Here is a 23,312-nt window from a genome sequence, read left to right as displayed (position 1 = left end):
GGAGTGTTTTATCCTGAGACGCGTTTCAAGGTGAGAATAAGGAAGGATTTCCCGCAGTTCTGCGGTTCTTGATTGTGGCGAAGGCTTTGCACTTTCATCGTTTGTTCACCGAACAAGGAGTGGCTTATGACGAAAACAAAAATGATCTTTGCAGCTTTGCTCGCAGGCAGTCTGATGATGACCGCCTGTGCGAAGAAGGATTCTGAATTTGCCGCGCGCTATGCGAAAAACAAAATGGGTGCAAGTGTTGTTGATGGCGCCAAAACCCAGGAGGCCGGAGAGCAGGCTGCGGCTCAGGGCCTGGAGGCCGACATCGTCGGAGTCAAAAGATACTGGACTCCACAAGGACAGCCAGGTCCCCGCGTGGTCATGGCCACCATCCTGATCAACAACACCGAGTTCCCTGTGACCAGTCATCACTATAGCACCGAAATCGTGGATGGCAGTGTGGATGTGAATGGATACAACATTCGCTATCACGCCATGTGTGGAAATGACGAGTGCAATCCTTACTATGCCGCGATGGAGGTCTATCAGAACGGACGTATTGTGATTCAGGAGGGCATCCGTATTTACTTTGATAAGACCAAGCCTGAGCATCAGGATCTTTATCAGTGGCTGTCTCCGGGCAATGAGCTTCCTTTGTTGGGCTCAAGCCAGACAGATCCTCGCGGGATGGTGGGGTATCTTAATCAGGCCGTCACCGGTGGCAGCTCTTCCAGCCTGATCAAATAAGAACTCGAAGAACAGACTATTTATAGGAAGAGTCGCGCAAGGCACTCTTCCTTTTTTCGTTTTGAATCTCCAGATCCAGCAGTTCCGATAAAAGGTTATGGCGGCTTTTCACCTGGCTGTCGATCTTGGCCAGACGGGTGGCGAGGTTGTTAAACAGCCGTTCGATCTCGGAATCGTTTTCCAGCCGACCTTCCTCTTCTTTGATCTCTTCAATTAGACGCTCGACGATAAAAAGAGCCCCATTGAGGTTGACTCCGACATCATGCAGAAAAGCCCGTTCCCGGGTGAGTTCTTGAGCATCGGCCATAAAAACCTCCTTCATAAGAGTATTCAAATCTCGGATGAGGGCTGCAACTTGTAGGTTTACATGGGCCAAAGTGGCACTGAATTTTCTTCATGGGCCGCTGTCATTTGAACAAGATGAAAGTGTAATGATACAAAAGGATACCACCTCATAATGGCAAAAATGTCCTCAAATCAAAATTAAGCGATACTGATGGAAAGATTTTTTAAATATCAGTCAAGATTTGCTTTGCCGCTCGACCAAAGACGTGGCACCTTACTTGCTTATTGGCCTATGTGGCTCCAAATTGGGACCATTTTTGGCAAAAAGGATCTGGGGGGATAGTCCGGGGTCCGAAACAGATAGTGATTCGAAATTAGAGTTTAAAAATTAAACGTCGAAAGACGGAAAAGAAAAAAGAAACATAATTAACCATATTGAAAGGGAAAACAGTGAAAACACAAATTTTGATGTCACTGATTTTGGCGGGGTCTTTGGTTTCTGTTGCTGCTCAGGCAGAAGAACAAAACCAAAATGCAAACACTAGCACTGTAAAAGTGTCTGATGTTCAAAAGTCTGAAGAGAAAAAAGAAGACATCGATCAGGAGATCACGAATGCTCGTATGCGTTCTGAGCTTGGTTCCAAGTCTCAATGGTCTTTCAAATCCAGCCTTGGTTACAACGGCGGCTCTTTGCAAAAACCTTTCGATTCTATCCGTCCTAACTACCGCGCTTCTGCGACAATCGAGTCTTTGACTGCTTTGTCCGGTAACGTGGGTGTGAACTACCGTGTATCCAAAGGTGGTAACCTTTCTTTCGGTACTGGTGTAGTTATCATGGCTCCACTTGAAGGCGACATCACTAAGGATTTCCAAGATCCACGCGCTTCCAGAAAAGGTGCTGATGTAAAACGTACTCAAGTTTCCACTCCATACATGGACTACAGCCACGGTTACCGTGCAATGGACATGCAGATGATCTCCAGCGTGACTTACTCTCACTACACTGAAGAAGATCAAACTGATTACTACAACCTGATGGGTAACCTGTCTGTAAGCCAAACTGTGCTTGCTGACTTCGGTGATTCCAAATGGCAAGGTGGTTTGTCTTTGTCTCTAGATAAAGATATCGCTAAAGGTTCTTTCAACGTTCCAGGCGATTTGCGCTATGACTACGGCGTGGGCTTGTTCCCATTTGCTGAGTACGCTTTCAACGACGACTACTCTTTCAGAACAGTATTTGGTTACTTCCAATTTGCTAAGTACGAAGACAGCGGCGATTTGATCCAAATGGAACCATACCAGTCTGTTGGTGTTGGTATCTCCGTTACTCGTGACATCTACGTTTATCCAAACGTACAGTTCACTCCTAAAGATGTTCGTGCTGACAGAACAAACGTAGCAGTTTCTGCTAACTTGAACTTGTTCTAATTCCCGACGGAAATTAGGAAAACTAAAAGGCTGCCCCTCGGGGTGGCCTTTTTTATTTCTTAAACATAAAGACGTTCATCTTGGACGTTTCGGAAAATAAAAAACCCGCCTTTGTGAGCGGGTTTTGTTTTTTTATGATTTATAGTTGAGCAGTGACAGTGGGCAGAAGTGGAAGCGGGTCAATGGGGCCCCGGTCCTTTCTGACTTCAAAGTGCAGGTGGACCCCGGTGGCGCGTCCTGTGCGGCCCATGGCGCCGACAACCTCGCCCTGGCGAACCTTCTGTCCTTCAGAGACCAGGATCTTGTCAAAGTGGGCATACAGCGTTGCCCAGCCGTTGCCAGACTCGATCAGAACCATTTTTCCATATCCCCGGAACTCACGACCCGCATAGATCACGGTGCCAGCCTGAGAAGCCAAAATAGGCGTTCCTTTAGGTGCTGCCAGATCAATACCCAGATGCGGGCGGCGTTTGTTAGGTAAAAAACCACGGGTCATACGTGCGCGATCCACAGGCCAATCAAACGTCAAAGAAGACGATTCAATCAAGCGCGGGTTGTGGTCGGAGGCTGCTACCCGGGTGTTAGACCCGTTGGGCGCCAGATATTCGCGTGAAAGGGGTGTGTGAAAAGTCGTACAGGAACCCAAAGTTCCCAACGTGGCAATGCATCCTGCAATTTTAACGAGCTGATTCCATCCTGGTGTCATGGATTGAGTATACGACATAAGCCCTTGGATCCAAAGAATTTTTTGACCAAAGGCCAGCTTAAAATAAAGGCATTTTCACTGGTGAAAACCACAAAAAAAGCCCCCAGTTTTCTGAGGGCTTCGTAACACTTTGTCAGCTTGAGACTGAATTTAGTAAATCGGGAACTGCTTGCAAAGCTCTTTTACTTCTTCATGCACGCGATTTTTCACTGCAACATCTTCAGCATTATTCAGAACTTGGCCGATCCACTTCGCGATTTGCTTCATTTCTGAAGGACCCATTCCACGCGTGGTCAATGCAGGGGTTCCAATACGCACACCACTTGTGACAAATGGAGAGCGCTTTTCATTTGGCACAGTGTTTTTGTTCACAGTGATGCCAGCTTCATCCAAAGAATTTTCTGCAAGCTTCCCGGTGATTTCACGGTCGCTTAGATCCATCAAGATCAAATGATTGTCCGTACCGCCAGTCACAAGTTTGAAGCCTGCAGACAGAAGTTCTTCAGCCAGAACCTTGGCATTGCTGATAACTTTGCCGGAATAATCTTTAAACTCTGGTTTAAGTGCTTCGCCGAAAGCCACAGCTTTGCCGGCAATCACGTGCTCGAGCGGGCCGCCCTGGATGCCAGGGAAGATGCGGGAATTCATGATCTTGGCTTTTTCTTCAGAGTTCGTCAGAATCATGCCGCCACGGGGGCCACGCAAAGTTTTGTGAGTTGTCGTAGTGATGTAGTCAGCGTAAGGAACCGGGGACGGGTGATGACCCGTGGCCACAAGGCCCGCAAAGTGCGCCATGTCCACCAGCAACTGAGCGCCGACTTCATCTGCGATTTCTTTGAATTTCGCAAAGTCCAAAGTGCGCGGATAAGCACTGTAGCCTGCGATGATCAGTTTTGGCTGAGTCTCTTTGGCTGTTGCGCGGATTGTATCATAATTCAAACGACCCGTTTCCTGATCCAACTTGTAAGAAGCCGCCTTGAAAAGCAAGCCACTAAAGTTCACCGGAGACCCGTGGGTCAAGTGACCACCGTGGGACAAATCCATTCCCAGGATGGTATCGCCCGCTTTGCATGCTGCCAGATAAACACCCATATTAGCCTGAGAACCTGAGTGCGGTTGTACGTTGGCATATTGAACGCCGAAAAGTTTTTTCGCTCTTTCAATCGCCAAAGACTCGACGGTGTCCACATTCACACAGCCACCATAGTAACGTTTGCCTGGGTAACCTTCGGCATACTTGTTTGTCAGGATAGATCCTTGTGCTTCCATCACGGCTTTGGAGGTGTAGTTTTCTGAGGCGATCATTTCCAGTCCGAACTGCTGCCGTTCAGATTCTTTGTTGATGGCGGCCAGAATTTCCGGATCCACTTGGGCTAAGCTGAGTGAAGTTGAATGCATAGACGGACTCCTTAGCACAGGTTCGTGTGCTTTGATTTTAGTCGTGATGTTAAATCAGATGATGAAAGTATCCCTTGAAAGACAGGAATTTAAAAGTCTCAACAACCAGTGTCGCTTGAAAGCTTGGCAACACGTTGCTGGTGGCGTCCACCGGCGAAGGATGTTGAAAGGAACGTCTGGATCATCTTCACGGCATCATCAGGGGAGGTGAAGCGTTCGCTCAGACAAATAATGTTCGCATTATTGTGTTCGCGGGACAGGCGGGCGATATCGTTATTCCAGCAAAGAGCCGCACGAATTTGTGGGAACTTGTTAGCGCGAATAGCCATGCCCTGACCAGAGCCGCAAATCAAAAGACCCAAAGCCGGGCCTTTTTGAGAATCAGTCAGATTGTTCTTTTGATTTTGAAGTTCCACTTTAACAACTTCACGGCATACCTGGTCGGCATAGTCCGGATAGTCGACAGAATCAGCAGAGTGAGTGCCCATGTCCTTCCATTGAATTTCTGGAAGAGCCGCCATCACTTTAAGTTTTAAATCCAACCCAGCGTGATCGCAGCCAACATAGACAATCATTTTCTATCCTTCGTATTTCGAGAAGATCATGGAGGCGTTGGTTCCACCGAAACCAAAGCTGTTATTGATGACATTGGTGATTTTACCTTTACGTGCCTCATTAGGAACGTAATCCAAATCACAGTCTTCGCTCGGATTTTCCAAGTTGATCGTTGGAGGAGCCACCTGGTCGCGAATTGCCATCACACAGAAAGCAGATTCAATTGCGCCAGCTGCGCCCAACGCGTGACCCATCATGGACTTGGTGCTGGAAACCCAGACCTTTTTCGCATGATCACCCAGCAAGCGTTTGATTGCCGCGGTTTCAAGGCCATCACCCACCGGCGTGCTTGTGCCGTGAGCGTTGATATAGTTGATGTCTTCCGCTTTCAGACCAGAGTCTTTCAAAGCCATGGACATCGCCGCATAACCACCAGCGCCTTCCGGAGCCGGGGAAGTCATGTGATAAGCATCGGAGGAAACTCCGTAGCCTGTGATTTCGCAAAGAATATTAGCGCCACGTTTGACGGCGTGCTCAAGGGATTCGATGCAAAGAACCGCCGCACCCTCTGCCAAAACAAATCCGTCACGGTCTTTATCCCAAGGACGGCTGGCTTTTTCAGGAGCATCGTTGCGGGTGGACAGGGCGCGCATGGAAGCAAAGCCTCCAACAGCCAGTCCGCAGATTGTGCTTTCTGCGCCACCTGCAAGCATCACATCAGTCACACCGTCGCGAATATAGCGAACTGCATCCCCGATAGAGTGAACGCCTGAAGCGCACGCGGAAGTCACAGAATAGTTAGGACCTTTCAGTCCCAGTGAGATCGTCACCTGACCCGCGGCCAGGTTCGTGATCACAGAAGGGATGAAGAACGGACTGATACGGCCCGGTCCTCTTTCCTTCATTTTGATGGCGGTTTCTTCGATGTTCGCAAGACCACCGATACCGACACCAATAATCACTCCCGCTTGATTCTTCACTTCTTCGGTCAGTTCCAGCTTGGCCATTTCCACGGCCATTTTGGAAGCTGCGATCGAGTAGTGAATGAACTCGTCCATTTTCTTTTGCTCTTTTTTCTCGATGTATTGGTCTGTATTAAAACCTTTTACTTCGCCGGCAAAAGTCACATCAAAGCCTGTCGTGTCGAATTTGGTAATCTTGGCGATCCCAGACTGACCACGGGTTGCAGCTGCCCAGCTCTCCTCAATGGTGTTACCAAGGGGAGTGACTGCGCCTACTCCGGTGACGACAACTCTTCTCTGTGGTTTGGATGGACGTTCAAATCGGGAGTTCATAATGAATTAAGCTTTTCCTTTTTTCTCAAGGTAAGAAGCTACGTCTTGAACTGTCTTCAGCTTTTCAGCGTCTTCGTCAGGGATTTCAAGATCGAATTCTTCTTCCATTGCCATCACAAGTTCAACGATATCCAAGCTGTCTGCGCCCAGATCGTCGATGAAAGAAGCTTCCGCTTTAACTTTATCTGGATCTACGCCAAGTTGTTCAACGATGATATCTTTAACCTTTGGATGAATAGCCATTTATGCCTCCTAATAGTGCGTTCAATATTACTTAAATTACAAGTCTAGTCTAGTGTTAGAACTCTATCATGTCGCTCTTAGGCGAGATGAAGTTTTTCGCGAGTTTATTCGCGAACTTAGTTCATATGCATTCCACCGTTCACGTCCAGTGTGTGACCGGTGATGTACTTGGATTCATCGCTCAAAAGGAAGCGCACGGCTTGCGCCACGTCGGATCCTTCGCCGATTTTTGCCAAGGGAATTTTCTCCATCATTTTGGATTTTACGTCTTCAGAAAGAACATCTGTCATTTCTGTTGCGATATATCCAGGGGCCACGTTGTTCACGCGCACGTTGCGGGAACCCAGCTCCAGCGCCACGGATTTGCTGAAAGCAATCGTGCCGGCTTTGGAGGCGGCATAGTTCGCCTGACCGGCATTGCCAGTCTCGCCAATGATAGAAACGATATTTACGATGGAGCCTTTGCGGGCTTTCATCATGGGTTTGGTGAAAGCTTTCGTCACCAGGAAGGTGCCGCGCAGATTGGTGTTCACCACGGAATCGAAATCTTCTGATTTCATGCGCAGAAGCAAGCCGTCTTTGGTGATGCCGGCATTGTTCACAACGCCGTCGATATCGCTCCATTTTTCCAGAATGTGATCTACAGCAGAGTTCACAGATTCTTCGTTCGCGATATCCATTTTGATGTAAAAGTGACCTTCACCGGTCAAAGAGTGAGCCACTTGTTGAGCGGCCTCTTCGCGGGAAGAGTAAGTGAAGGCGACTTGAGCGCCTTCATCAGCAAGAAGCTTAACGATAGCAGCGCCAATTCCGCGGCTGCCACCAGTGACAACAATTTTCTTTCCTTGAAGCGACTTTCCGCTCATGTGCAAAATCCTTTTAAGCAATAACCTGTGTTGTTTTCAGCACACTTTGACCGAACTCCGAATAAAGCTCAAGAAATTTTAATGACTCGTAGCTTTCAGAAATTCTTCAATAATTTTCACATCTTCGATGGAAGTTGTGGTCATGACTTTGAAGAAATCTCCGTCGATCTTTTTCAGCAGACCTTGAAGGACTTTTCCTGCGCCACACTCGATAACTTGAGAGTGACCCATGCCCTTAAGGACTTCCATGCTCTGAGTCCAGCGCACAGGGGCTGACACTTGGCGAATCAGATTTTCGCGCAAGATGGAACCATCGGTTTCAGCTTTGGCGTGGAAGTTTTGAATGATCGGGAAGGCCGCCGTTTCAAATTTCATCGCGGTCAGGACTTCTCTCATCTTGTCTTCGGCCGGCTTCATCATTTCACAGTGGAAAGGCGCTGAAACCGTCAGTGGGATCAGCTTTGCGCGTTTTGGAGCTTCCGCAAAAATCGCCTCTGGCTTGAAGTTGTCTTTCAGCCAGTTGATGGCCTTTTGTGAACCAGAAATAACGATTTGTCCTGGAGAATTGAAGTTGGCAGCTGACAATGGACCCACGCCAGAGTTTTTCACCACGTAGTTGCAAAGAGTTTCAACCTGATCAGGTTCAAGCCCCAGGATCGCGACCATTCCGCCTTGACCCACAGGAACGGCAGACTGCATTGCCTGTCCACGGGTTTTTACGGCACGCATGGATTCGTCAAAACGAGTCACACCTGCTGCAACCATCGCCGCATATTCACCGATAGAGTGACCAGCCGCCGCCGCCGCTTTCACGCCGAATTCTTTGGTCAGAACTCTTTGAGTGGCTGTGGAAACCAACAGCAAAGCGGGTTGCGTGTTCTCGGTCAAAGCCAGGTCTGCTTCAGAACCTTCAAAGCAAAGCTTTTTCATGTCCTGTTTCAGGGCTTCGGAACCTTCTTCGAAAGTTTCCTGAGCGATCTTGAAGTTTTCAAACAAAAAACGGCCCATGCCAGGTTGCTGGCTGCCTTGTCCTGGGAATACAAGTGTAAACATTTTTTAGTACCTCAATAGAATACTGCCGGAAGTAAGACCTGCACCGAAAGCGGTAAGCAAAATAGTCTGACCTCGTTTGATCTTGCCGTTTTTAACGGCCCAGTCGAATGCAAGAGGGATGGAAGCCGCTGATGTGTTACCAGTTTCCTGAAGGTAGACAATCACGCGTTCCATAGGGAAATTAAATTGATCAGCAACCGCCTCGATGATGCGCTTGTTGGCCTGGTGAGGAACAATCCAGTCGACCTGTTCAGGGGCAACTTTATTGTGCTCCAGAGCCTCCTGGCAGCAGGAAGCCATCGTGCGTACCGCGTTCTTAAAGATATCGCGGCCCTTCATGGTCATAAAGTTCAGACCTTTGTCGATAGCTTCATGGGATTGCGGGATTTTACTGCCACCTGCAGGAAGGATCAGAAGATCCGCCAAAGTGCCGTCGGCACGCAGGTGAGAGCTTTCGATAACATTGGTTTCGCCTTCAGCAGCACGAGACACGACCCACGCACCGGCACCATCTCCGAAAAGAATGCAGGTTTCGCGGTCTTTGTAGTTCATGTAGCGGGAAAGGACTTCCGCACCGATAACCAGGATGTTTTTGTACATGCCTGTGCGGATGAATTGGTCGGCAATGCTGACGCCGTAAAGGAAACCGGAGCAGGCTGCGTTTAAATCCACAGCCATGATGTTTTTAGCTCCAAGTTTTGCTTGAACAAAGCACGCAGTGGACGGCATTTGATGGTCACCTGTTACGGTGCCCACCAGAATCATATCGATATCTTCGATTTTGAGATGAGCGTCTTCCAGAGCGCGCTTGGCGGCGATGACACAAAGATCAGACGTGGCCTGATCTTCAGAGGCGATATGGCGGCGTTCGATCCCGGTTCTTTCAACGATCCACTGATCGTTGGTTTCTACCATTTTTTCCAGATCCTTATTTGAAAGAATCTTTTCCGGTAGATAGGAGCCTATCCCTGAAACTCGAGATCGATACATTCCTGCCATGGAGTCAACCTATTCTGTTAGGAAGCGAGATTACTTCGCTGCGCTGATTTGTTTGCCTTTGTAGTACAAAGCACCGTCAGCACCTTTGTGTGCGCGGTGAGGGCGAACAAGTTCACCAGTCTTTTTTTCTACAGCGATAGCTGGAGCAGTAAGACCGTCGTGAGAGCGGCGCATGTCACGCTTGGAGCGGGATGTTTTCTTCTTAGGAGTTGGCATTTCAAACCTCGTTTTAAACTAGTATTTAGCAAAGCACGTTAATTTAACCGTTTTAAATTCTTTAGAGCTGCAAATGGATTCTGGGGCTTTTCCACAGGCATTTCTTCGTCGTAGATAAGACCCTGTCCTGACTCGGGAATTCTGCAATCTGAGGGTTTTCCATCTTCACCAATTTCCGGACATGCCGGATTAAAAGGCGCAGCAAGAGCCACCACTTCGTGCAGGAACTCGCCCATATCAAAAGCCATGTTTTCGTATTCAGAAACCTCAGGTCCACCCTCTGGCAGATCGCTGACGTGGTTGACCTTGGAATACTTGCTGGCACGGGGTTGGGACTGTTTCGGGATCAGGATCTCATGGAAGCGTTCGTTCACCGGGAAATTAATATCATTTCCGCAACGGGAGCAGACTTCCGGGGATTTCGTCTTGATTCTGCCGGTCAGCTCAAAGTCCTTGGAATTCAGAGGTTTAATAAAAAACTCAGTATCGTAGGCATTCTTACCCACGATATCGGCCAAAACGGCATTGGCTTCGCCGGACTGGGTCGTCCAATGATAGGAACGGCCTTCTTCAGGGACTTCAGTCAATTTGATCTTCATAGAAACTCCTCAGGTTCCCCAAAAAAGCCTCTTCGGGCCCATAGTGCATTGTAATAGGGGAACGGGACTTTGTAGTGAATTTGAAGCGGTTGGTCAAGGACTGATTTCGTCCAGTGGGTCTTGCGGGCTTCCACAGCGGGAGTAGGCTTTAATTGGAAGCAAAAGGGGGTCTGTATGGCTACTTTAAAACTGCATGGACATGAGTATTACTATGAAGATCATGGCCCCAAAGACGCCCCCAGCATTGTGCTGAGTCCTCTTGTTTATACAGACACCACTGTTTATGAGCCCATCGCCCGCATCCTGGCGGACGATTATCGTGTGATCACCTATGATCACCGCGGCTTGGGTCGCAGTGAACACACTGTCAGTCCCAGCCTGGAAAGCGGCGCCAAGGACGTGGCGGCACTTATTGAACAACTGGGTGTTGGACCCTGCCACTTTGTGGGAAACTGTCTGGGAGCCTATATCGGACTGCAACTGGCCATCCGTCGATCTGATCTGCTGAAAAGCTGCACTTTGATGGGTGCGGTCGCTGAGGGTGAAAGCGATGAAACAATCAAAGCCATGGAAGGCTTTGTCGCCAATATCAAGAAAGAAGGCATGAAAGCCGGAGTCAATGACTTCGCTAAAATGTGGTTCGGAGACACCTTCCGCGCCACCAAAGATCCAATTCAAGTCAGCCGTCGCGAAAAATGGCTGAGTCACATCAAACACATGAAACCAGAGGAAATGGACTCTGCTTTGCAAATCTTCCGTCGCACCGACATGAGCGAAGAACTGAATAAAGTCCATTGTGCGGTTCTGATTCTGGCGGGTGATGAGGATTCACCTTCCAATCTGGAAGCTTACCGCCGAATGGCGAAAGCTCTTCCAGCCGGTGAATACAAAACCATCCACCACGCTGGCTTTGCCCTTGTGATCGAACAACCTGAAGAGGTCGCCGAAAACATCCGCACCTTCGTGGGTAAAGTGGAACGTCATCTGAAACATCAATTCAAGCAGGCTCCACTGGGTTTTGATGCCCGCGCGATGTGAAGCTGAATTCGAAGGTCCTCAGCAGTTGGCGGGGGGCCTTCTTTATTAGATATATTTGGTGATTTCCTTGATCTCATCCAAATCAAGGTCTTTGTGGTTGCCGTCCAGGCAGTGCTCGATGTGATCGTGGATATAAACGCTTTTTGCCGCTGACAGGGCTTTGGTGACCGCGTGCAGTTGGCGGGCCACATCAACGCAGGCACGTTCGTCGGCAATCATTTTAATGACTGTTTCCAGGTGCCCTTTGGCGCGCTTCAGACGTTTAGAGACATCCTCATGACTTGCGTGTTGCTTTTTGTGTGACATGAATCTAGTATCCCCTCCCGGGGGATGGGATGTCAATGAAAGTCCAGAGCTTGTTCCGAATTGAAACTCAATTGTTGTTGGGAAGATTGTTAACCAGATCCGGCGATCAGGCCTGGGACTTTGTCGTGCCATTTGCTTTGTTGGTGATCTTTCCCGGGAAGCTGCAGGTCGCGGCGTTTTACTATCTTATAGTGAAGATCGGGACCGTCGTTTTAACCCCTTCCAGTGGAAAATGGATCGACACTCATCCCCGCATTCAGGTGGTGAAGTGGGGAGTCTGGCTGCAGTTCTTTGCCATTCTGGCTGGCATGGTGTTTTTTGGAATGCTGGACAGTCTTGTTCGTGATGGGGGGCGTGAGTCGTGGCTGTCTGTCGCACTGTTTTTTGTCCTGGCGTCGTCAGGCGTGATGGCTTCGCTGGGATCCCAAATCACTGATATATCTGTGGGGAATGATCTGGCTCCGTCCCTGGTGGCACCGGAAAAGCTGACCCAGTTCAACAGTTGGCTGCGGCGAATTGATCTGGCCACCGAAGTGGGCGCGCCTATTCTGGCCGGAACTTTGTTTGCATTTCACCCAGCAGAGTTTCCGCTGGCGGGTTTGTTCCTTATAGGTCTTTGGAATTTGATATCCTTTGTTCCTGAGTATTTCCTTTTAAAGAATGTTATTCAAAAATCAGAATTGAAGGTCAAGGTTCTTGCTCAGATGCAAAGCTGGAGGGAAACCTTTCAAATCAATCTGCGCAGTTCTTTCGCGGATCCCATTTTCTGGCTGATTTTAAGTTATGCCTTGTTGTGGCTTTCGGTTTTAAGCCCGCATGGAGTTTTGTTGGCCGCCTACTTAAAAGATGAAATGAGACTTCCAGAGGCAGAGATCGGTCTTTTCCGTGGGCTGGGTGCTCTCTTTGGCCTGATCTCCACTGTGAGTTTTCCTTATCTGGTCCGCCGCCTGGGACTCATCACCAGTTCAAGATGGCATCTGGGCTTTCAGGGGTTGACTCTGACAATCGGGATCATCGCTTTTGCGATGGGATCTGCAGCATCGGTCTATATACTTTTGGGGTGTATCCTGCTTTCGCGGGTGGGACTTTATGGATTTTCCAATGGGGAGTTTGAACTCCGCCAAAGACTTATTCCGGAAGGTCGTCGCGGGGAATTGAACTCGTTAAGTTCCCTGACAACAACGTCTGCCACATTGATTTTATTTGCGGCCGGAAGTTTGCTGCCGCGAACGGAAGACTTTAAGTATCTGGTTTACTTGTCGCTGGTTGCGGTGCTTGTTGCGAATGTTGTCTTTATCAAATGGTCCAGCAGGCAGAGGGCACCTTTAAGATCTGCTGAACCGGTTGAATCCTGAAGACCTATTTTAGGTAAAGGTCCGAGGCTTTCGGAGTCGATTTGATCAGTTTTAGTTTTTTCATTTGCTGAACCAGAGTGTCCCAGCGTTCATCGCTCATGGAGCCCACCGTGACGCCGGCTGTTTCAATCAAAGGCTTTTGAATATCAGCGGCCTTGTTGAAAGTTTCCAGATCAATGGCTTTGTTTAATTTGGCCATGTGTTCATTGGTGGCTTTGGGATCTTTCAGGTACTGGGCCCAGCCTTCACGAGTGGCGGTCAGAACTTTTTGCACCAGTTCGGGTTTGTTCTTCAAGGTCTCTTCGGTGGTCGCCAGAACCACCAGATAAGGATTAAAACCTTCATCCGCAATCAGGAAGTTTTTCACTTTGGCGCCGGCTTTTTCCGCGCTTAAAGGCTCAATGGTGATAAAGCCCTGCTGGGAAAAAGTCATGTCATTCACAAAGTTGCTGACGCCACCCAAGTAAGGCACGACACGGACTTTCGGCTTTCCGAATTTCTGCACCAGGAACTGATAATAGGGCAGGCCTGATTGCATGGATAAGAAGCCTTCATTAGTGAAAACATCCTTCAGACTTTTAAAGTTTCTTTCCGCGTGGGTCATTACGATGTAGGGGGACTTTTGATAAACCGCGAACAGGGCCTTGACCTTGTTCACTTTGTTTTTGTCCTGGGAAATAATCAGCTCATCCGCGCTGACGATGGCGAAATCCACTTTATTGTTCGCCAGCATTTGAACAGTCGGCGTTCCAGAGCCACCTTCAAGCACTTTTACATCCAGACCTTGTGCTTTATAGAACCCCTGCAAAGAGGCTGCATAGAAGCCGCCAAACTCAGGCTCTGCTTTCCAGTTTAAGGCCAAAGTCACAGGCGTGTTGGCGGCAAAAGCTGCTGAAGTCAGAAATACAGAAATTAAAAGGGTGATCATGGTTTTCATAAATCTCCTTGTGTAGCGGAAGCCAGCGGACGGCGGCTGAGTATTAATTTGTGAAGCAAAGCCCATGAGCCCATTAACAGAAGACCCATCAGGGACAATAACAAAAGAGCGCCAAAAACAATATCGACCCGCTGCTGGGTGCGCGCGGAATCAATCAAGGCCCCCAGGCCCCCGCCAGCCACAAACTCCCCGGCGATGGCGCCGATAATCGACAAGCCCGTCGAGATTTTAAGGCCGGAATAGATATAGCTGTACGCACGGGGAAGTTTTAGCTTCCACAAAGTCTGTAAACGGGTGGCGCGATAGATTCTGAAGAGGTCTTTTTGTGATTCGCTGACACTTTCAAGACCCATCAGGGTGTTGGCGATGATCGGGAACAATGAAACAATAAAACTTGAAGCAATAACGGTGGGCGCACCAAAGCCGAAATAGATCACCAGCAAAGGCGCAATCGCAATGATCGGCACCGTTTGGAAAAACACCGCAAACGGCAAAATGGCCCGCTTCAATGTTTCCGACAATGAAAACACAAAGGAAATCAAACCACCCACAAGAACACTTAAACCCAATCCCGCAAGAACATTGATCAGGGTTTCCTTGAAGGCGACCGCAAAGTCAGCGCGAAGCTCTTGCAAAGTTGCAACAATGGTGGAAGGGGAGGGCAGCAGAGTCTCACTCACCCACCCGCCACGAATCAGGATTTCAAGACTTAAGGTCAAGACGACAAAACTGACAAAGGCCGGCAGAAAACGTTTCATGCGCGCAGCCTTTCAGAAAGACCTTCAACGATCTTGTTGAACCCTTCTGAGGTTCTTAAGTGTTCCTGCCGTCTTTCTGGCAGCGCCAGTTTTTGATCAAAGACGATGGGCGCTCCCTGCCCCTTTAACATCACCACTCGTTCCGACAAAAACGCAGATTCAAACAAGGAATGCGTCACAAACACGACCGTCATGCGTTCGGAATGCCAAAGTTCATGAAGCTGGTTTTGCATTTCAAAGCGGGTGCTTTCATCCAAAGCCGCAAAGGGCTCGTCCATCAGCAAAAGCTTCGGTGAATTCACCAGGGCACGAGCCAAAGACACACGCATTTTCATCCCACCGGACAATTGATGCGGGAAAAGATGCTGGGCCTCTGTCAGGTGGACTTTCTTAAGTGCTGCCAGGACTTTGTTTTTGCGTTCTTCATCCGGCAGGTTTTTAAAGGCATGATTCAGCTCAAACGGCAGATGCACGTTTTCATAAACGGTTCGCCAGGCCAGCAAGTTGGGTTCCTGAAAGACAAAACTGGAGGGGGCGTCAGACAAAGTCAGTTTCACACTGCCAGAACTGGCGGATTCAAGTCCTGCCATAAGTCTTAACAGTGTGGACTTGCCGCATCCCGAAGGCCCGACAATTGAAATGAAGGAGCCAGGCTCGACTGAAAGATCCATGTTCTCAATCACAGACCTTTTGCCGAAGCTTTTGTTCAGTTTTTCAATTTGAATCCCCTGGGCTCCGTTCACTTTACACCCAGTCGTAGTTAAAGCTGATGCTGATACGCTCTTTGTCGGAATCATTTTTGGGAACTTCGTGGCGCAGCCAGGATTCAAACAGCACCACGTGGCCTTCCTGAGGCTCCAGCGAATGATAGCGCTGATTATGAACCTTGGCGTTGTGCTTGCGTGGAGGTGACGCCATGAACGAATCCAGGCGTGGGTCCTCGAACTTGATCGCCGAACAGTTTTTCGGCGTCTGAACATAATAAGTCCCGCTGATCACAGACAGTGGATGCAAATGCATGGTGTGAATCACGTCCGTGGGCATGATGTTCACCCAGCACGAAGACATGCGCAGTTCTTTCGGGTCGATGTCCATTTCAAGATGTTTTACGAACTTGCGAACGTGTTTGTTGATTTCCTTTTCCAGATCCCCAAAGGTGGAGGAAAACTGATGCAACTGGCTCATGGAACCGTAAGAAGTGAAGCCGCCTTTGTAGTTCTTCTGTGACCAGATCTGACCTTCTTCATCGACTTCGGCAATTTTCAGGGACTCTTGCTTAAGGTCCTTGTTCAGGGATTTGTCTTTGCTCGCCAAGGGAGCATAGTAAACGAAGGTGGGGAAGAGTGTTTTTATCATTTTGAGACACCTAAATGCTTGTAATTGCGTGTTTTCACCATAGGTCTAAATCTGTGTCATTACAAGAATTGATAGCTACTTCTTTGACAGTTGTAAGGGACTTTTGCGCAAGGAGGCGCTCTAAAGCAATAGAATTGCTGCCCGGGTGGCATCCCCCTTGCTTTATTAGCCTGTATCAGCAAGGAGCTAAGTATGAAGAAGCAAGTAGTTATCGCCGTAATGACCCTGATCCCAGCAATCAGTTTCGCCAAGATCTCGGATTTCAACGCTTTGATCAGCGAGAATTCCAAAGCGCAAAACGAGCTTCATAATACGGTTCAACACAACCTGGAAGCGTCCCGCGAACAAGCCGCAGCGGCGGAAGTGCGTGAGCGTATCGTGGTGGTGGAAAACTCCGGTTCTTCTTACAATGCTCCAACCAGAAAAGACCTTTTGGCCTTCAAAAAGGAAAAGATCAGCCACCGTGCTTCAGAAGAAAAGCAGTTTGACCGCCTGGCTTCTGAAATCCGCGGTATGGAAGAGTAATTAAAGAATCAACTTACGTAGCTCTTGCTGAGAATATACGTAATCTGCATAAACCATGGTGTTGGTGATGTTTCGATGTCCCAACGCCACCTGGACCAGTCGCAAATCCTTCGTTTTCTGATACAGCTCAATCGCAAACGTGTGCCTTAAAGCGTGAAACTTCTTTGGTACGGGGCGATACATTTCCCAGACCTGATAAAGCCGATTGTACGAAATAGGAAAAACCGACGTTCCGCCCTGATTTTCGGCGAAGCGATGAAGGCGGCTGAAAAGGTCCGAGTGGACTGGAATTTCGCGGTCATTCGACCCCTTTAGACCTCTAATGAATATGCTTTCATCGTAGGGATTCAAATCCGCCCGCTGAATGTTTAAAACTTCCTGAGCCCGGGCCCCGGTTCGCAAAGCCGTCCAAATCATCAAACAATTACGGGGATCCTTATCCTGAAAATCCGTGAGGATTTTTCGCAAACGTTCTGATTCGGGTGCGAGAAGATATTTGTTCTTATTGAGTTGATACCGAGGTGCCGTGGCCATAACTCATCATTCAAAAGTCGAGATGGCTTTGACAAGGGGATATTCGCAACGCGGCGCATCCAAAGTGGTGATAGGTAAATAATTTGTGTTTAGTTGCGATGCATCGATAATATATGCAGCGCGTCAACATAAAAGGCTACCATATTTCGATTATAAAACATCAATAATAACATATATTTAGAACTAAAGCTTATAACTATAAGCTTTAGGCGGATTTGAAAAAGGGGTGCCTGGGGTACCCTTGGAAAGATTCTTTTGTGGTTTCAATGACTTAGCTTGACCCCATAAAGACCCTTCTGGAAAGATATCTGTATTATACAACGCTATTTATTGTGAATAACAACACAAATATTGCGAAACACAACGGTCCAGAAGGGGTTTGTATGCAGGGTGAGGTTCAGGGTCCAGATCAGGATCAGCTTCAAAAGGGGGCGTTTGACGAGGGGTTTATCGAGGATGATTTGAACCCCCGATCCAAGACGTCTTTGCGTATGAATTACGAAGCCCAGGTGGCTGTCATCCAAAGGCAGATCGGCAATCTGGAACAAATTCGGGGTGATTTGGGGCTTTCCCAGCGCAAAATTTCGCAGCTTTTAATGGTCGATCCATCCAGTTGGACCCGCTGGGTAAAACAAGGCGATGAAGCTCCCCCGCATATTTGGAGAGCTTTGCAATGGTATTTGGCTTTGCGGGAAAAGATCCCCGGGCTCACGCCCAATTATTTCCTGGGTTCAAGCCCTCAGGTTCTGCATCAAAAAGCCCTTCAGGAAGTCGATTTGGAACGCCAGGCCCGCCGCGAAGAGATTGAAAAGCTGTCTTTAGAGCTTCGTGGGGTGTTTTCTGAACGGGAAAAGCTCAAATCAGAGCTTCAGGAATTGAAAAAAGACCTGAAATTCCACAGAAATATCAGTATAGTTGTCCTTCTTATTGGTCTGGCTTGGGCTGGCGTATTTTTCTTCTGGAAAGGTCTATGATTAAACACGACTCCATTCGATTGCTTGCGACGAACTTACTTAAAGATGCGATTGGCCGCGCTTATCCGGATTTTTCTGCTTCTGAAGACGATATTTATAAGGCTTTGGTAAATCCCCCAAAATCAGATCTGGGTGACTTGGCTTTTGGTTGTTTTATTTTGGCGAAGGCTTTGAAAGCGGCTCCTCCGCAAGTGGCCACGGCAGTGGCGGCTCAAATGAAAGGGGCCACCGCGGTTGCGGCGGGTCCTTATATTAATATTCGTTTTGACGAACAAACTCATGGTGAACAGGTTCTGGCAACAATCCTGGATGGCAGCTATTTCAAAAAGCCGCTGATGGAAAAATCCCCGAAAACCATGATCGAATATTCCCAGCCAAACACCCACAAAGAACTTCACGTGGGTCATATGCGCAACCTGTGCCTTGGCGACGCGATTGTTCGCATGCTTCGTTACAGCGGCCGCGAGATTGTTTCTTCGACGTTCCCGGGTGACATGGGCACGCACGTGGCGAAGTGTCTGTGGTACATGAAAAAACACAATCAAGAGCCAGTGCCTGAAACTGAAAAAGGTGAATGGCTGGGGCGCATGTATTCCAAGGCCAACCTGCTGCTGGAAGATCAAAACGGCACCCCTCAGGAAGACATCAACCGCCAGGAACTGACGGCGATTTTGCATCAACTGGAAGGCAAGACCGGTCCCTACTATGATCTGTGGCTTGAGACCCGTGAATGGTCGATCGATCTGATGAAAAAGGTCTATGCCTGGGCTGATGTGACTTTTGATGAGTGGTACTTTGAATCTGAAATGGATTCTCCGTCTGCGGCATGGGTGAAGCAACTTTATGCTGAGGGCAAGCTTGAGATGTCTCAAGGCGCCATCGGTAAGGATCTTGAGTCTGAGAAATTGGGCTTCTGTATGCTTTTGAAATCCGATGGCACCGGTCTTTACGCGACGAAAGATTTGTTGCTGGCGAAGCACAAGTTTGAAGATGTGAAGATTGAAAAGAGCGTTTATGTCGTCGACATGCGCCAGGCTTTGCACTTTAAGCAGGTCTTCCGCGTGCTGGAAATCCTGGGCTTTGAGCAGGCGAAAAATTGCTTCCACCTTCAGTACAACTATGTCGAGCTTCCGGATGGTGCCATGAGTTCCCGTAAGGGCAATATCGTGCCGCTGCGTGAACTGGTTCACCGCATGGAAGATCACGTGAAGACCACATACCTGAGCCGCTATAAAGGCGAATGGTCGGAAGCCGATATCGAGAAAATTGCCGGCCAGGTGGCTAAAGGGGCTATTTTCTATGGCATGCTTCGCATGGATACGAACAAGAAGATCGTCTTTGATATGAATGAATGGTTGAAGCTGGATGGGGAGTCCGGGCCGTTTGTGCAATATTCTTACGCACGTATCTCCAGCCTGGGGCGCAAGTTCCCACGCACTGCAGGTGCAAAAATCGACTGGAGTCGTTTGAATCATGCTTCAGAAAGACAGTTGATGCAGTCTTTGGGCGGTTTCAATACGGCGGTTGCGGCGGCGGCGGAAAACTTCAAGCCTTCGGCGATTTGCACTTATTTGTATGATCTGGCGAAGAGCTTTAACGTCTTTTATCACGAATGCCCGATCGGTACCGAGGCTGACGTGGCAACACGTGAAGCCCGTCTGGCTTTGAGTGAAGCTGTCGGTTTGACTCTGAAAAATGGTCTGGCGGTTCTTGGTATGCCAGCACCGGAAAAAATGTAGATATAATTGAGAAAAAGGGCCTCTAAATGAAAATTTGGAGGCCTGAGCTAATACCCCGCATTAACGCTAGTCTTTTTACTCAATTGGACCCATGATCTTTCGGCAATTCAAAAATGAAGGAGCCTACATTGGGAACTTTTGAGATTATCTCTAAGCATGGTGATCATGAGCAGGTTGTTTTCTGTAACGACCCTCATGTTGGTTTGAAAGCGATCATCGCTATTCACAACACCTCTTTGGGGCCTGCACTTGGCGGCACCCGTATGTGGAACTATAAGAATGAAGACGAGGCTCTTGTTGACGTTCTTCGTTTGTCCAAAGGTATGACTTATAAAGCAGCTGCTTCCGGCCTGAATCTGGGCGGCGGTAAAGCAGTTATCATCGGCGATCCCAAGACACAAAAGTCTGAAGGTCTGTTCCGTGCTTTCGGTCAGTTCGTGAACTCTCTGAATGGTAAATACATCACTGCTGAAGACGTTGGTACGTCTGTTCAGGACATGGAACACATCTACATGGAGACTCCTTGGGTGACTGGTATCCCTAAGGACTTCGGTGGTTCCGGCGATCCATCTCCATACACTGCACACGGTGTCTTGATGGGTATCAAAGCCTCCGCTAAAGAAAAGTTCGGCACAGACTCTTTGAAAGGCCTGCATATCGCCGTTCAAGGTCTGGGTAACGTGGGTTCCAATCTGGTAAAATACCTGGTTGAAGAAGGCGCTGTGATCACAGTGGCTGATATCGACATGAACCGCACTAAAAACGTGGCTGACAAGTTCGGGGCGAAAGCTGTGAGCTCTGATGACATTCTATTCACAGAATGTGACATCCTGGCTCCTTGTGCATTGGGCGCGATCGTGAACGATCAGTCCATCACTAAATTGAGAACCAAAGTTATCGCTGGTGGCGCGAACAACGTATTGGCTGAAGCCCGTCACGGTGACCAGTTGAAAGAACTGGGCATCCTGTACGCTCCAGACTATGTCATCAACGCCGGTGGTCTGATGAACGTATTCGTTGAGCTTGAGGGCTACTCTCCAGAGCGCGCCTTCGAAAAGACAAAACGCGTTTACGACAACATCCTTAAAGTTTACGAAATCGCAAAACGTGATGGTATCGGTACCCACACCGCTGCGGACCGTCTGGCTGAAGAGCGTATCAACACAATTGGTCGCCTGAAACAGCGCCACCCAGGCAAATCTTCCCGTGCGTTCACCACGCTGCGTGAAGTGCACAATCGCTAGTAGCGGCAGAGCTTCGCCTCGTCCGGCAGAGCTGAAACGCCGGAAGGCGTGTAAGCTGAAGCAGCTTAAAATTGGGGTCGAAAGACCCCTTTTTTTATGCGCCGAGTGATAGCATTCATTACGGCCCGTTTTCTTGACATCCCCTCTGGACCAAAGAACAATCTTTCCTCGTAAGTATTTATTAACAGCGAGGAATTATCTTGAGCACTAAAATTTCTAAAGACGATTTGAAGTCCCCGGATCAGGTCACTCAAACTTTGAGAAAAGGTTTTGTCTGGACCACTGGTCACTCCAAAATTGTAATCGCAGCCGTTGCTGCCTTCATCGTGTTGGGTGTGGGTTATTCCATCGCCAGCCACCTGTCTGAAAAGAAAGAAACTGCTCAACAGGAAAAGTACTTCCTTCTGGAAAAAGCTTATAGCGCGAAAAAGCAAGGCTTTGAGGAAGCAGCTCGCGCGGAGCAGATCAATGCGCAAAGCAAAGACAAAAAGAATGTTCCTGCATTCGATCCGGCTAAAAAAGCGTCGGGTGACCTGCAAAAGGACTACGGCACCATCGTGGCGAACTTTGAGTCCTTCATCAATGACGCCCCTAAAACCAAAGCAGCTCAAATGGCAGCTTTGAACCTGAGTGAAATCTATCTGACTTACAAAAAGAACGATGAAGCTGCTGCGGTATTGGCGAAAGTCGAGCCGGGCTTGAAAAGCGGTGACGTTCTGACGGCTTTGGTGCTGATGCAGACTGGAAATGTTCAGGCTGACAAAGGCGATTGCAAAGCGGCTGTTGAAAAATGGCAGAAACTGGCTGACTCCAAAAATCTGGCATTTGCTCATGATGAAGCAAAATTGCGCATGGGTCTTTGCTTTGAATCCATGAATGATCTGGCGAAAGCGGAAGCGCTTTACACTGAGATCGCTAAAAAAGAAGACATGAACACAACTGACTTCGCGGCAGCCAAAGAAGCGCAAAAATACCTGCGTTTGCTTAAAGCCAAGAAGAACCTTTAATCCGGGGAATTCATGAAGATTGTCCTGTTCGGAACTCTATTGCTGACGCTGGTGGGATGCACCACTTTGAACTCTGGTTTGGAGAAATGGAGCTCTTTAAACAACAGCAAGCGTGAGTACGAGGTCAAGGCCGCGTGGATCCGTCGCACCACTGAAAAAGACAATCTGGGCTTCCGCAAGATCAACCGTATGACGCCGGTTTTGGCCGGCGATCTGGTGATTCAGGGGAATGGTCTGGACGGCATTGTGGCGTATAGCCGCGACAATGGCCAGGAGCGCTGGAGACTGCCGATTGAAAATGGCGCTGAACCCAGTGCAACGCTGATCCGGGATCGTCTGTTTGTGGGTGCGAGCGATGGAAACTTCTATTCTATCGAAGCCAGCACCGGCAAAGTCCAGTGGACCTTCAATACCAAGTCTGAAAACCTGGCCGCTCCTTTGTTGGAAGACGGCATTGTGTACTTCCTTGCGGGCAACAGCGTGTTTTATGCGCTGGACGCCTCCACAGGGCATCAGGTCTGGTTGTATTCCCGCCAGGACACCTCCCAGTTCTCTATCCGTGGCGGCAGTCAGGCGGCTTTAAACAACGGCACTTTGTACGTGGGCTTCTCTGACGGTTCCGTGGTGGCTTTGAATGCGAAAACGGGTTCTTCCCTGTGGGAAGTGCAATTGAACCGCAACAAGCGCTTCCGTGACATTGACGCGACCCCGGTGGTTGAAGGCAATCAGCTTTATGTGGCTGGTTATGACGACAAGCTTTACTGTCTTTCTGCAGACAAAGGTGAAGTCGTTTGGCGTATTGATGGTGGCGGCTATAGCGGCGTCACTGTTGTGGGCGATAAGCTGATCTATCCAACGACCAATGGCGAAGTTCAGGCTTTGAATAAAGCGTCTGGTGATAAGCTGTGGTCTTATAAGCTGAAGGACGGCATTGCGACGCAAGTAAGGACCTATAAAGGGGTGCTGGTGTTCGGTGAATCCCAGGGCTCTTTGCGCTTCCTGGATGCCAATGCCGGCACGGAAGTGGGATCTTTCGAGCCAGGCCGTGGAATCCTTTCCTCCCCGCAAGTGGATGAAAAGGCGGGTCGAGTTTACTTTATTTCCGGTGAAGCGAATCTTTATGCAATTGACGCCGGTTGGATCAGAACCCCTTACTTTTAG

At 48.7% G+C, this 23,312-nt stretch carries 27 protein-coding genes; 10 read left to right on the top strand and 17 right to left on the bottom strand.

What is annotated here, in order from left to right:
- Positions 1 to 126 precede the first annotated feature (126 nt).
- The gene (locus B9G79_RS09085; protein WP_088565236.1) at positions 127 to 735 is read left to right on the top strand and encodes a hypothetical protein; all 609 of its coding nucleotides are present in this window, start codon (positions 127 to 129) and stop codon (positions 733 to 735) included.
- A gap of 16 nt (positions 736 to 751) precedes the next feature.
- Here the strand turns inward: B9G79_RS09085 and B9G79_RS09080 are convergent, their stop codons facing one another.
- Positions 752 to 1,042: a hypothetical protein gene (locus B9G79_RS09080; protein WP_088565235.1), complete on the bottom strand. Its 291-nt coding sequence runs from the start codon at positions 1,040 to 1,042 to the stop codon at positions 752 to 754.
- 428 nt (positions 1,043 to 1,470) lie between these two features.
- Between B9G79_RS09080 and B9G79_RS09075 the strand changes: the two genes are divergently transcribed.
- Entirely contained in the window at positions 1,471 to 2,448 is a 978-nt protein-coding gene (locus tag B9G79_RS09075) for a hypothetical protein (protein ID WP_088565234.1), read from the top strand.
- Between the two features lie 139 nt (positions 2,449 to 2,587).
- Here B9G79_RS09075 and B9G79_RS09070 read toward each other — a convergent pair whose 3' ends face one another.
- From B9G79_RS09070 to B9G79_RS09025, 10 genes are all read right to left on the bottom strand, one after another.
- Positions 2,588 to 3,172 carry a M23 family metallopeptidase gene (locus B9G79_RS09070; protein WP_088565233.1) on the bottom strand — a complete coding sequence of 195 codons (585 nt, stop codon included), beginning with the start codon at positions 3,170 to 3,172 and terminating at the stop codon, positions 2,588 to 2,590.
- Positions 3,173 to 3,304: 132 nt separating this feature from the next.
- Positions 3,305 to 4,552, bottom strand: a complete 1,248-nt coding sequence (gene glyA, locus B9G79_RS09065) for a serine hydroxymethyltransferase (RefSeq protein WP_088565232.1) — start codon at positions 4,550 to 4,552, stop codon at positions 3,305 to 3,307.
- 98 nt (positions 4,553 to 4,650) lie between these two features.
- Entirely contained in the window at positions 4,651 to 5,127 is a 477-nt protein-coding gene (locus B9G79_RS09060; protein ID WP_088565231.1) for an RpiB/LacA/LacB family sugar-phosphate isomerase, read from the bottom strand.
- Between the two features lie 3 nt (positions 5,128 to 5,130).
- Complete coding sequence (gene fabF / locus B9G79_RS09055; protein WP_088565230.1) at positions 5,131 to 6,402, bottom strand: beta-ketoacyl-ACP synthase II; 1,272 nt, start codon at positions 6,400 to 6,402, stop codon at positions 5,131 to 5,133.
- A 6-nt stretch (positions 6,403 to 6,408) separates the two neighbouring features.
- Positions 6,409 to 6,645, bottom strand: a complete 237-nt coding sequence (acpP, locus tag B9G79_RS09050) for an acyl carrier protein (RefSeq protein ID WP_011164461.1) — start codon at positions 6,643 to 6,645, stop codon at positions 6,409 to 6,411.
- Between the two features lie 116 nt (positions 6,646 to 6,761).
- On the bottom strand, positions 6,762 to 7,511 hold the full coding sequence (gene fabG, locus B9G79_RS09045) for a 3-oxoacyl-[acyl-carrier-protein] reductase (protein ID WP_041583536.1): 750 nt from the start codon (positions 7,509 to 7,511) through the stop codon (positions 6,762 to 6,764).
- A 78-nt stretch (positions 7,512 to 7,589) separates the two neighbouring features.
- On the bottom strand, positions 7,590 to 8,564 hold the full coding sequence (fabD, locus tag B9G79_RS09040) for an ACP S-malonyltransferase (RefSeq protein ID WP_088565229.1): 975 nt from the start codon (positions 8,562 to 8,564) through the stop codon (positions 7,590 to 7,592).
- A gap of 3 nt (positions 8,565 to 8,567) precedes the next feature.
- Positions 8,568 to 9,563, bottom strand: coding sequence for a beta-ketoacyl-ACP synthase III (locus tag B9G79_RS09035; protein WP_088565228.1), 996 nt, complete (start codon positions 9,561 to 9,563; stop codon positions 8,568 to 8,570).
- Positions 9,564 to 9,593: 30 nt separating this feature from the next.
- Complete coding sequence (gene rpmF / locus B9G79_RS09030; RefSeq protein WP_011164465.1) at positions 9,594 to 9,779, bottom strand: 50S ribosomal protein L32; 186 nt, start codon at positions 9,777 to 9,779, stop codon at positions 9,594 to 9,596.
- 38 nt (positions 9,780 to 9,817) lie between these two features.
- On the bottom strand, positions 9,818 to 10,378 hold the full coding sequence (locus tag B9G79_RS09025) for a YceD family protein (RefSeq protein ID WP_088565227.1): 561 nt from the start codon (positions 10,376 to 10,378) through the stop codon (positions 9,818 to 9,820).
- A gap of 174 nt (positions 10,379 to 10,552) precedes the next feature.
- Between B9G79_RS09025 and B9G79_RS09020 the strand changes: the two genes are divergently transcribed.
- Positions 10,553 to 11,416 carry an alpha/beta fold hydrolase gene (locus B9G79_RS09020; RefSeq protein WP_088565226.1) on the top strand — a complete coding sequence of 288 codons (864 nt, stop codon included), beginning with the start codon at positions 10,553 to 10,555 and terminating at the stop codon, positions 11,414 to 11,416.
- Between the two features lie 45 nt (positions 11,417 to 11,461).
- Here B9G79_RS09020 and B9G79_RS09015 read toward each other — a convergent pair whose 3' ends face one another.
- Positions 11,462 to 11,722, bottom strand: a complete 261-nt coding sequence (locus tag B9G79_RS09015) for a metal-sensing transcriptional repressor (protein WP_015091117.1) — start codon at positions 11,720 to 11,722, stop codon at positions 11,462 to 11,464.
- 35 nt (positions 11,723 to 11,757) lie between these two features.
- On the opposite strand from B9G79_RS09015, the gene B9G79_RS09010 reads away from it, so the two are divergent.
- Entirely contained in the window at positions 11,758 to 13,077 is a 1,320-nt protein-coding gene (locus tag B9G79_RS09010) for a solute carrier 40 family transporter (RefSeq protein WP_088566829.1), read from the top strand.
- A gap of 4 nt (positions 13,078 to 13,081) precedes the next feature.
- On the opposite strand, the gene B9G79_RS09005 is transcribed toward B9G79_RS09010, so the two are convergent.
- Genes B9G79_RS09005 through B9G79_RS08990 form a run of 4 tightly spaced genes read right to left on the bottom strand, consistent with a single transcriptional unit; the run spans position 13,082 to position 16,128 of the window.
- The gene (locus B9G79_RS09005; RefSeq protein ID WP_088565225.1) at positions 13,082 to 14,014 is read right to left on the bottom strand and encodes an ABC transporter substrate-binding protein; all 933 of its coding nucleotides are present in this window, start codon (positions 14,012 to 14,014) and stop codon (positions 13,082 to 13,084) included.
- Positions 14,011 to 14,772, bottom strand: coding sequence for an ABC transporter permease (locus B9G79_RS09000; RefSeq protein ID WP_088565224.1), 762 nt, complete (start codon positions 14,770 to 14,772; stop codon positions 14,011 to 14,013). Before B9G79_RS09000 ends, B9G79_RS09005 begins: the two co-directional genes overlap by 4 nt.
- On the bottom strand, positions 14,769 to 15,515 hold the full coding sequence (locus tag B9G79_RS08995) for an ABC transporter ATP-binding protein (protein WP_232469303.1): 747 nt from the start codon (positions 15,513 to 15,515) through the stop codon (positions 14,769 to 14,771). Before B9G79_RS08995 ends, B9G79_RS09000 begins: the two co-directional genes overlap by 4 nt.
- Before the next feature lies 1 nt (position 15,516).
- The gene (locus B9G79_RS08990) at positions 15,517 to 16,128 is read right to left on the bottom strand and encodes a 2OG-Fe(II) oxygenase family protein (protein WP_088565222.1); all 612 of its coding nucleotides are present in this window, start codon (positions 16,126 to 16,128) and stop codon (positions 15,517 to 15,519) included.
- Between the two features lie 192 nt (positions 16,129 to 16,320).
- On the opposite strand from B9G79_RS08990, the gene B9G79_RS08985 reads away from it, so the two are divergent.
- Positions 16,321 to 16,653 (top strand): hypothetical protein, encoded by a 333-nt coding sequence (locus B9G79_RS08985; RefSeq protein WP_088565221.1) that lies wholly within the window; start codon positions 16,321 to 16,323, stop codon positions 16,651 to 16,653.
- Here B9G79_RS08985 and B9G79_RS08980 read toward each other — a convergent pair whose 3' ends face one another.
- Complete coding sequence (locus B9G79_RS08980) at positions 16,654 to 17,187, bottom strand: tyrosine-type recombinase/integrase (protein ID WP_038449271.1); 534 nt, start codon at positions 17,185 to 17,187, stop codon at positions 16,654 to 16,656.
- Positions 17,188 to 17,570: 383 nt separating this feature from the next.
- On the opposite strand from B9G79_RS08980, the gene B9G79_RS08975 reads away from it, so the two are divergent.
- The 5 genes from B9G79_RS08975 to B9G79_RS08955 all read left to right on the top strand — a co-directional run bounded on the left by B9G79_RS08975 (position 17,571) and on the right by B9G79_RS08955 (position 23,312).
- Positions 17,571 to 18,161 (top strand): hypothetical protein, encoded by a 591-nt coding sequence (locus B9G79_RS08975; protein ID WP_088565220.1) that lies wholly within the window; start codon positions 17,571 to 17,573, stop codon positions 18,159 to 18,161.
- On the top strand, positions 18,158 to 19,900 hold the full coding sequence (gene argS, locus B9G79_RS08970) for an arginine--tRNA ligase (RefSeq protein ID WP_088565219.1): 1,743 nt from the start codon (positions 18,158 to 18,160) through the stop codon (positions 19,898 to 19,900). Before B9G79_RS08975 ends, argS begins: the two co-directional genes overlap by 4 nt.
- 113 nt (positions 19,901 to 20,013) lie before the next feature.
- Positions 20,014 to 21,144: a Glu/Leu/Phe/Val family dehydrogenase gene (locus B9G79_RS08965; RefSeq protein WP_088565218.1), complete on the top strand. Its 1,131-nt coding sequence runs from the start codon at positions 20,014 to 20,016 to the stop codon at positions 21,142 to 21,144.
- A 200-nt stretch (positions 21,145 to 21,344) separates the two neighbouring features.
- Positions 21,345 to 22,151, top strand: coding sequence for a tetratricopeptide repeat protein (locus B9G79_RS08960; RefSeq protein WP_088565217.1), 807 nt, complete (start codon positions 21,345 to 21,347; stop codon positions 22,149 to 22,151).
- A 12-nt stretch (positions 22,152 to 22,163) separates the two neighbouring features.
- Complete coding sequence (locus B9G79_RS08955) at positions 22,164 to 23,312, top strand: outer membrane protein assembly factor BamB family protein (RefSeq protein WP_088565216.1); 1,149 nt, start codon at positions 22,164 to 22,166, stop codon at positions 23,310 to 23,312.

It is taken from the genome of Bdellovibrio bacteriovorus, from assembly GCF_002208115.1.
Taxonomy (GTDB): Bacteria; Bdellovibrionota; Bdellovibrionia; order Bdellovibrionales; family Bdellovibrionaceae; genus Bdellovibrio; species Bdellovibrio bacteriovorus_C.
The sequence above is the reverse complement of the archived record's forward strand: the minus strand, read 5'-3'. Positions and strand labels throughout refer to the sequence as shown.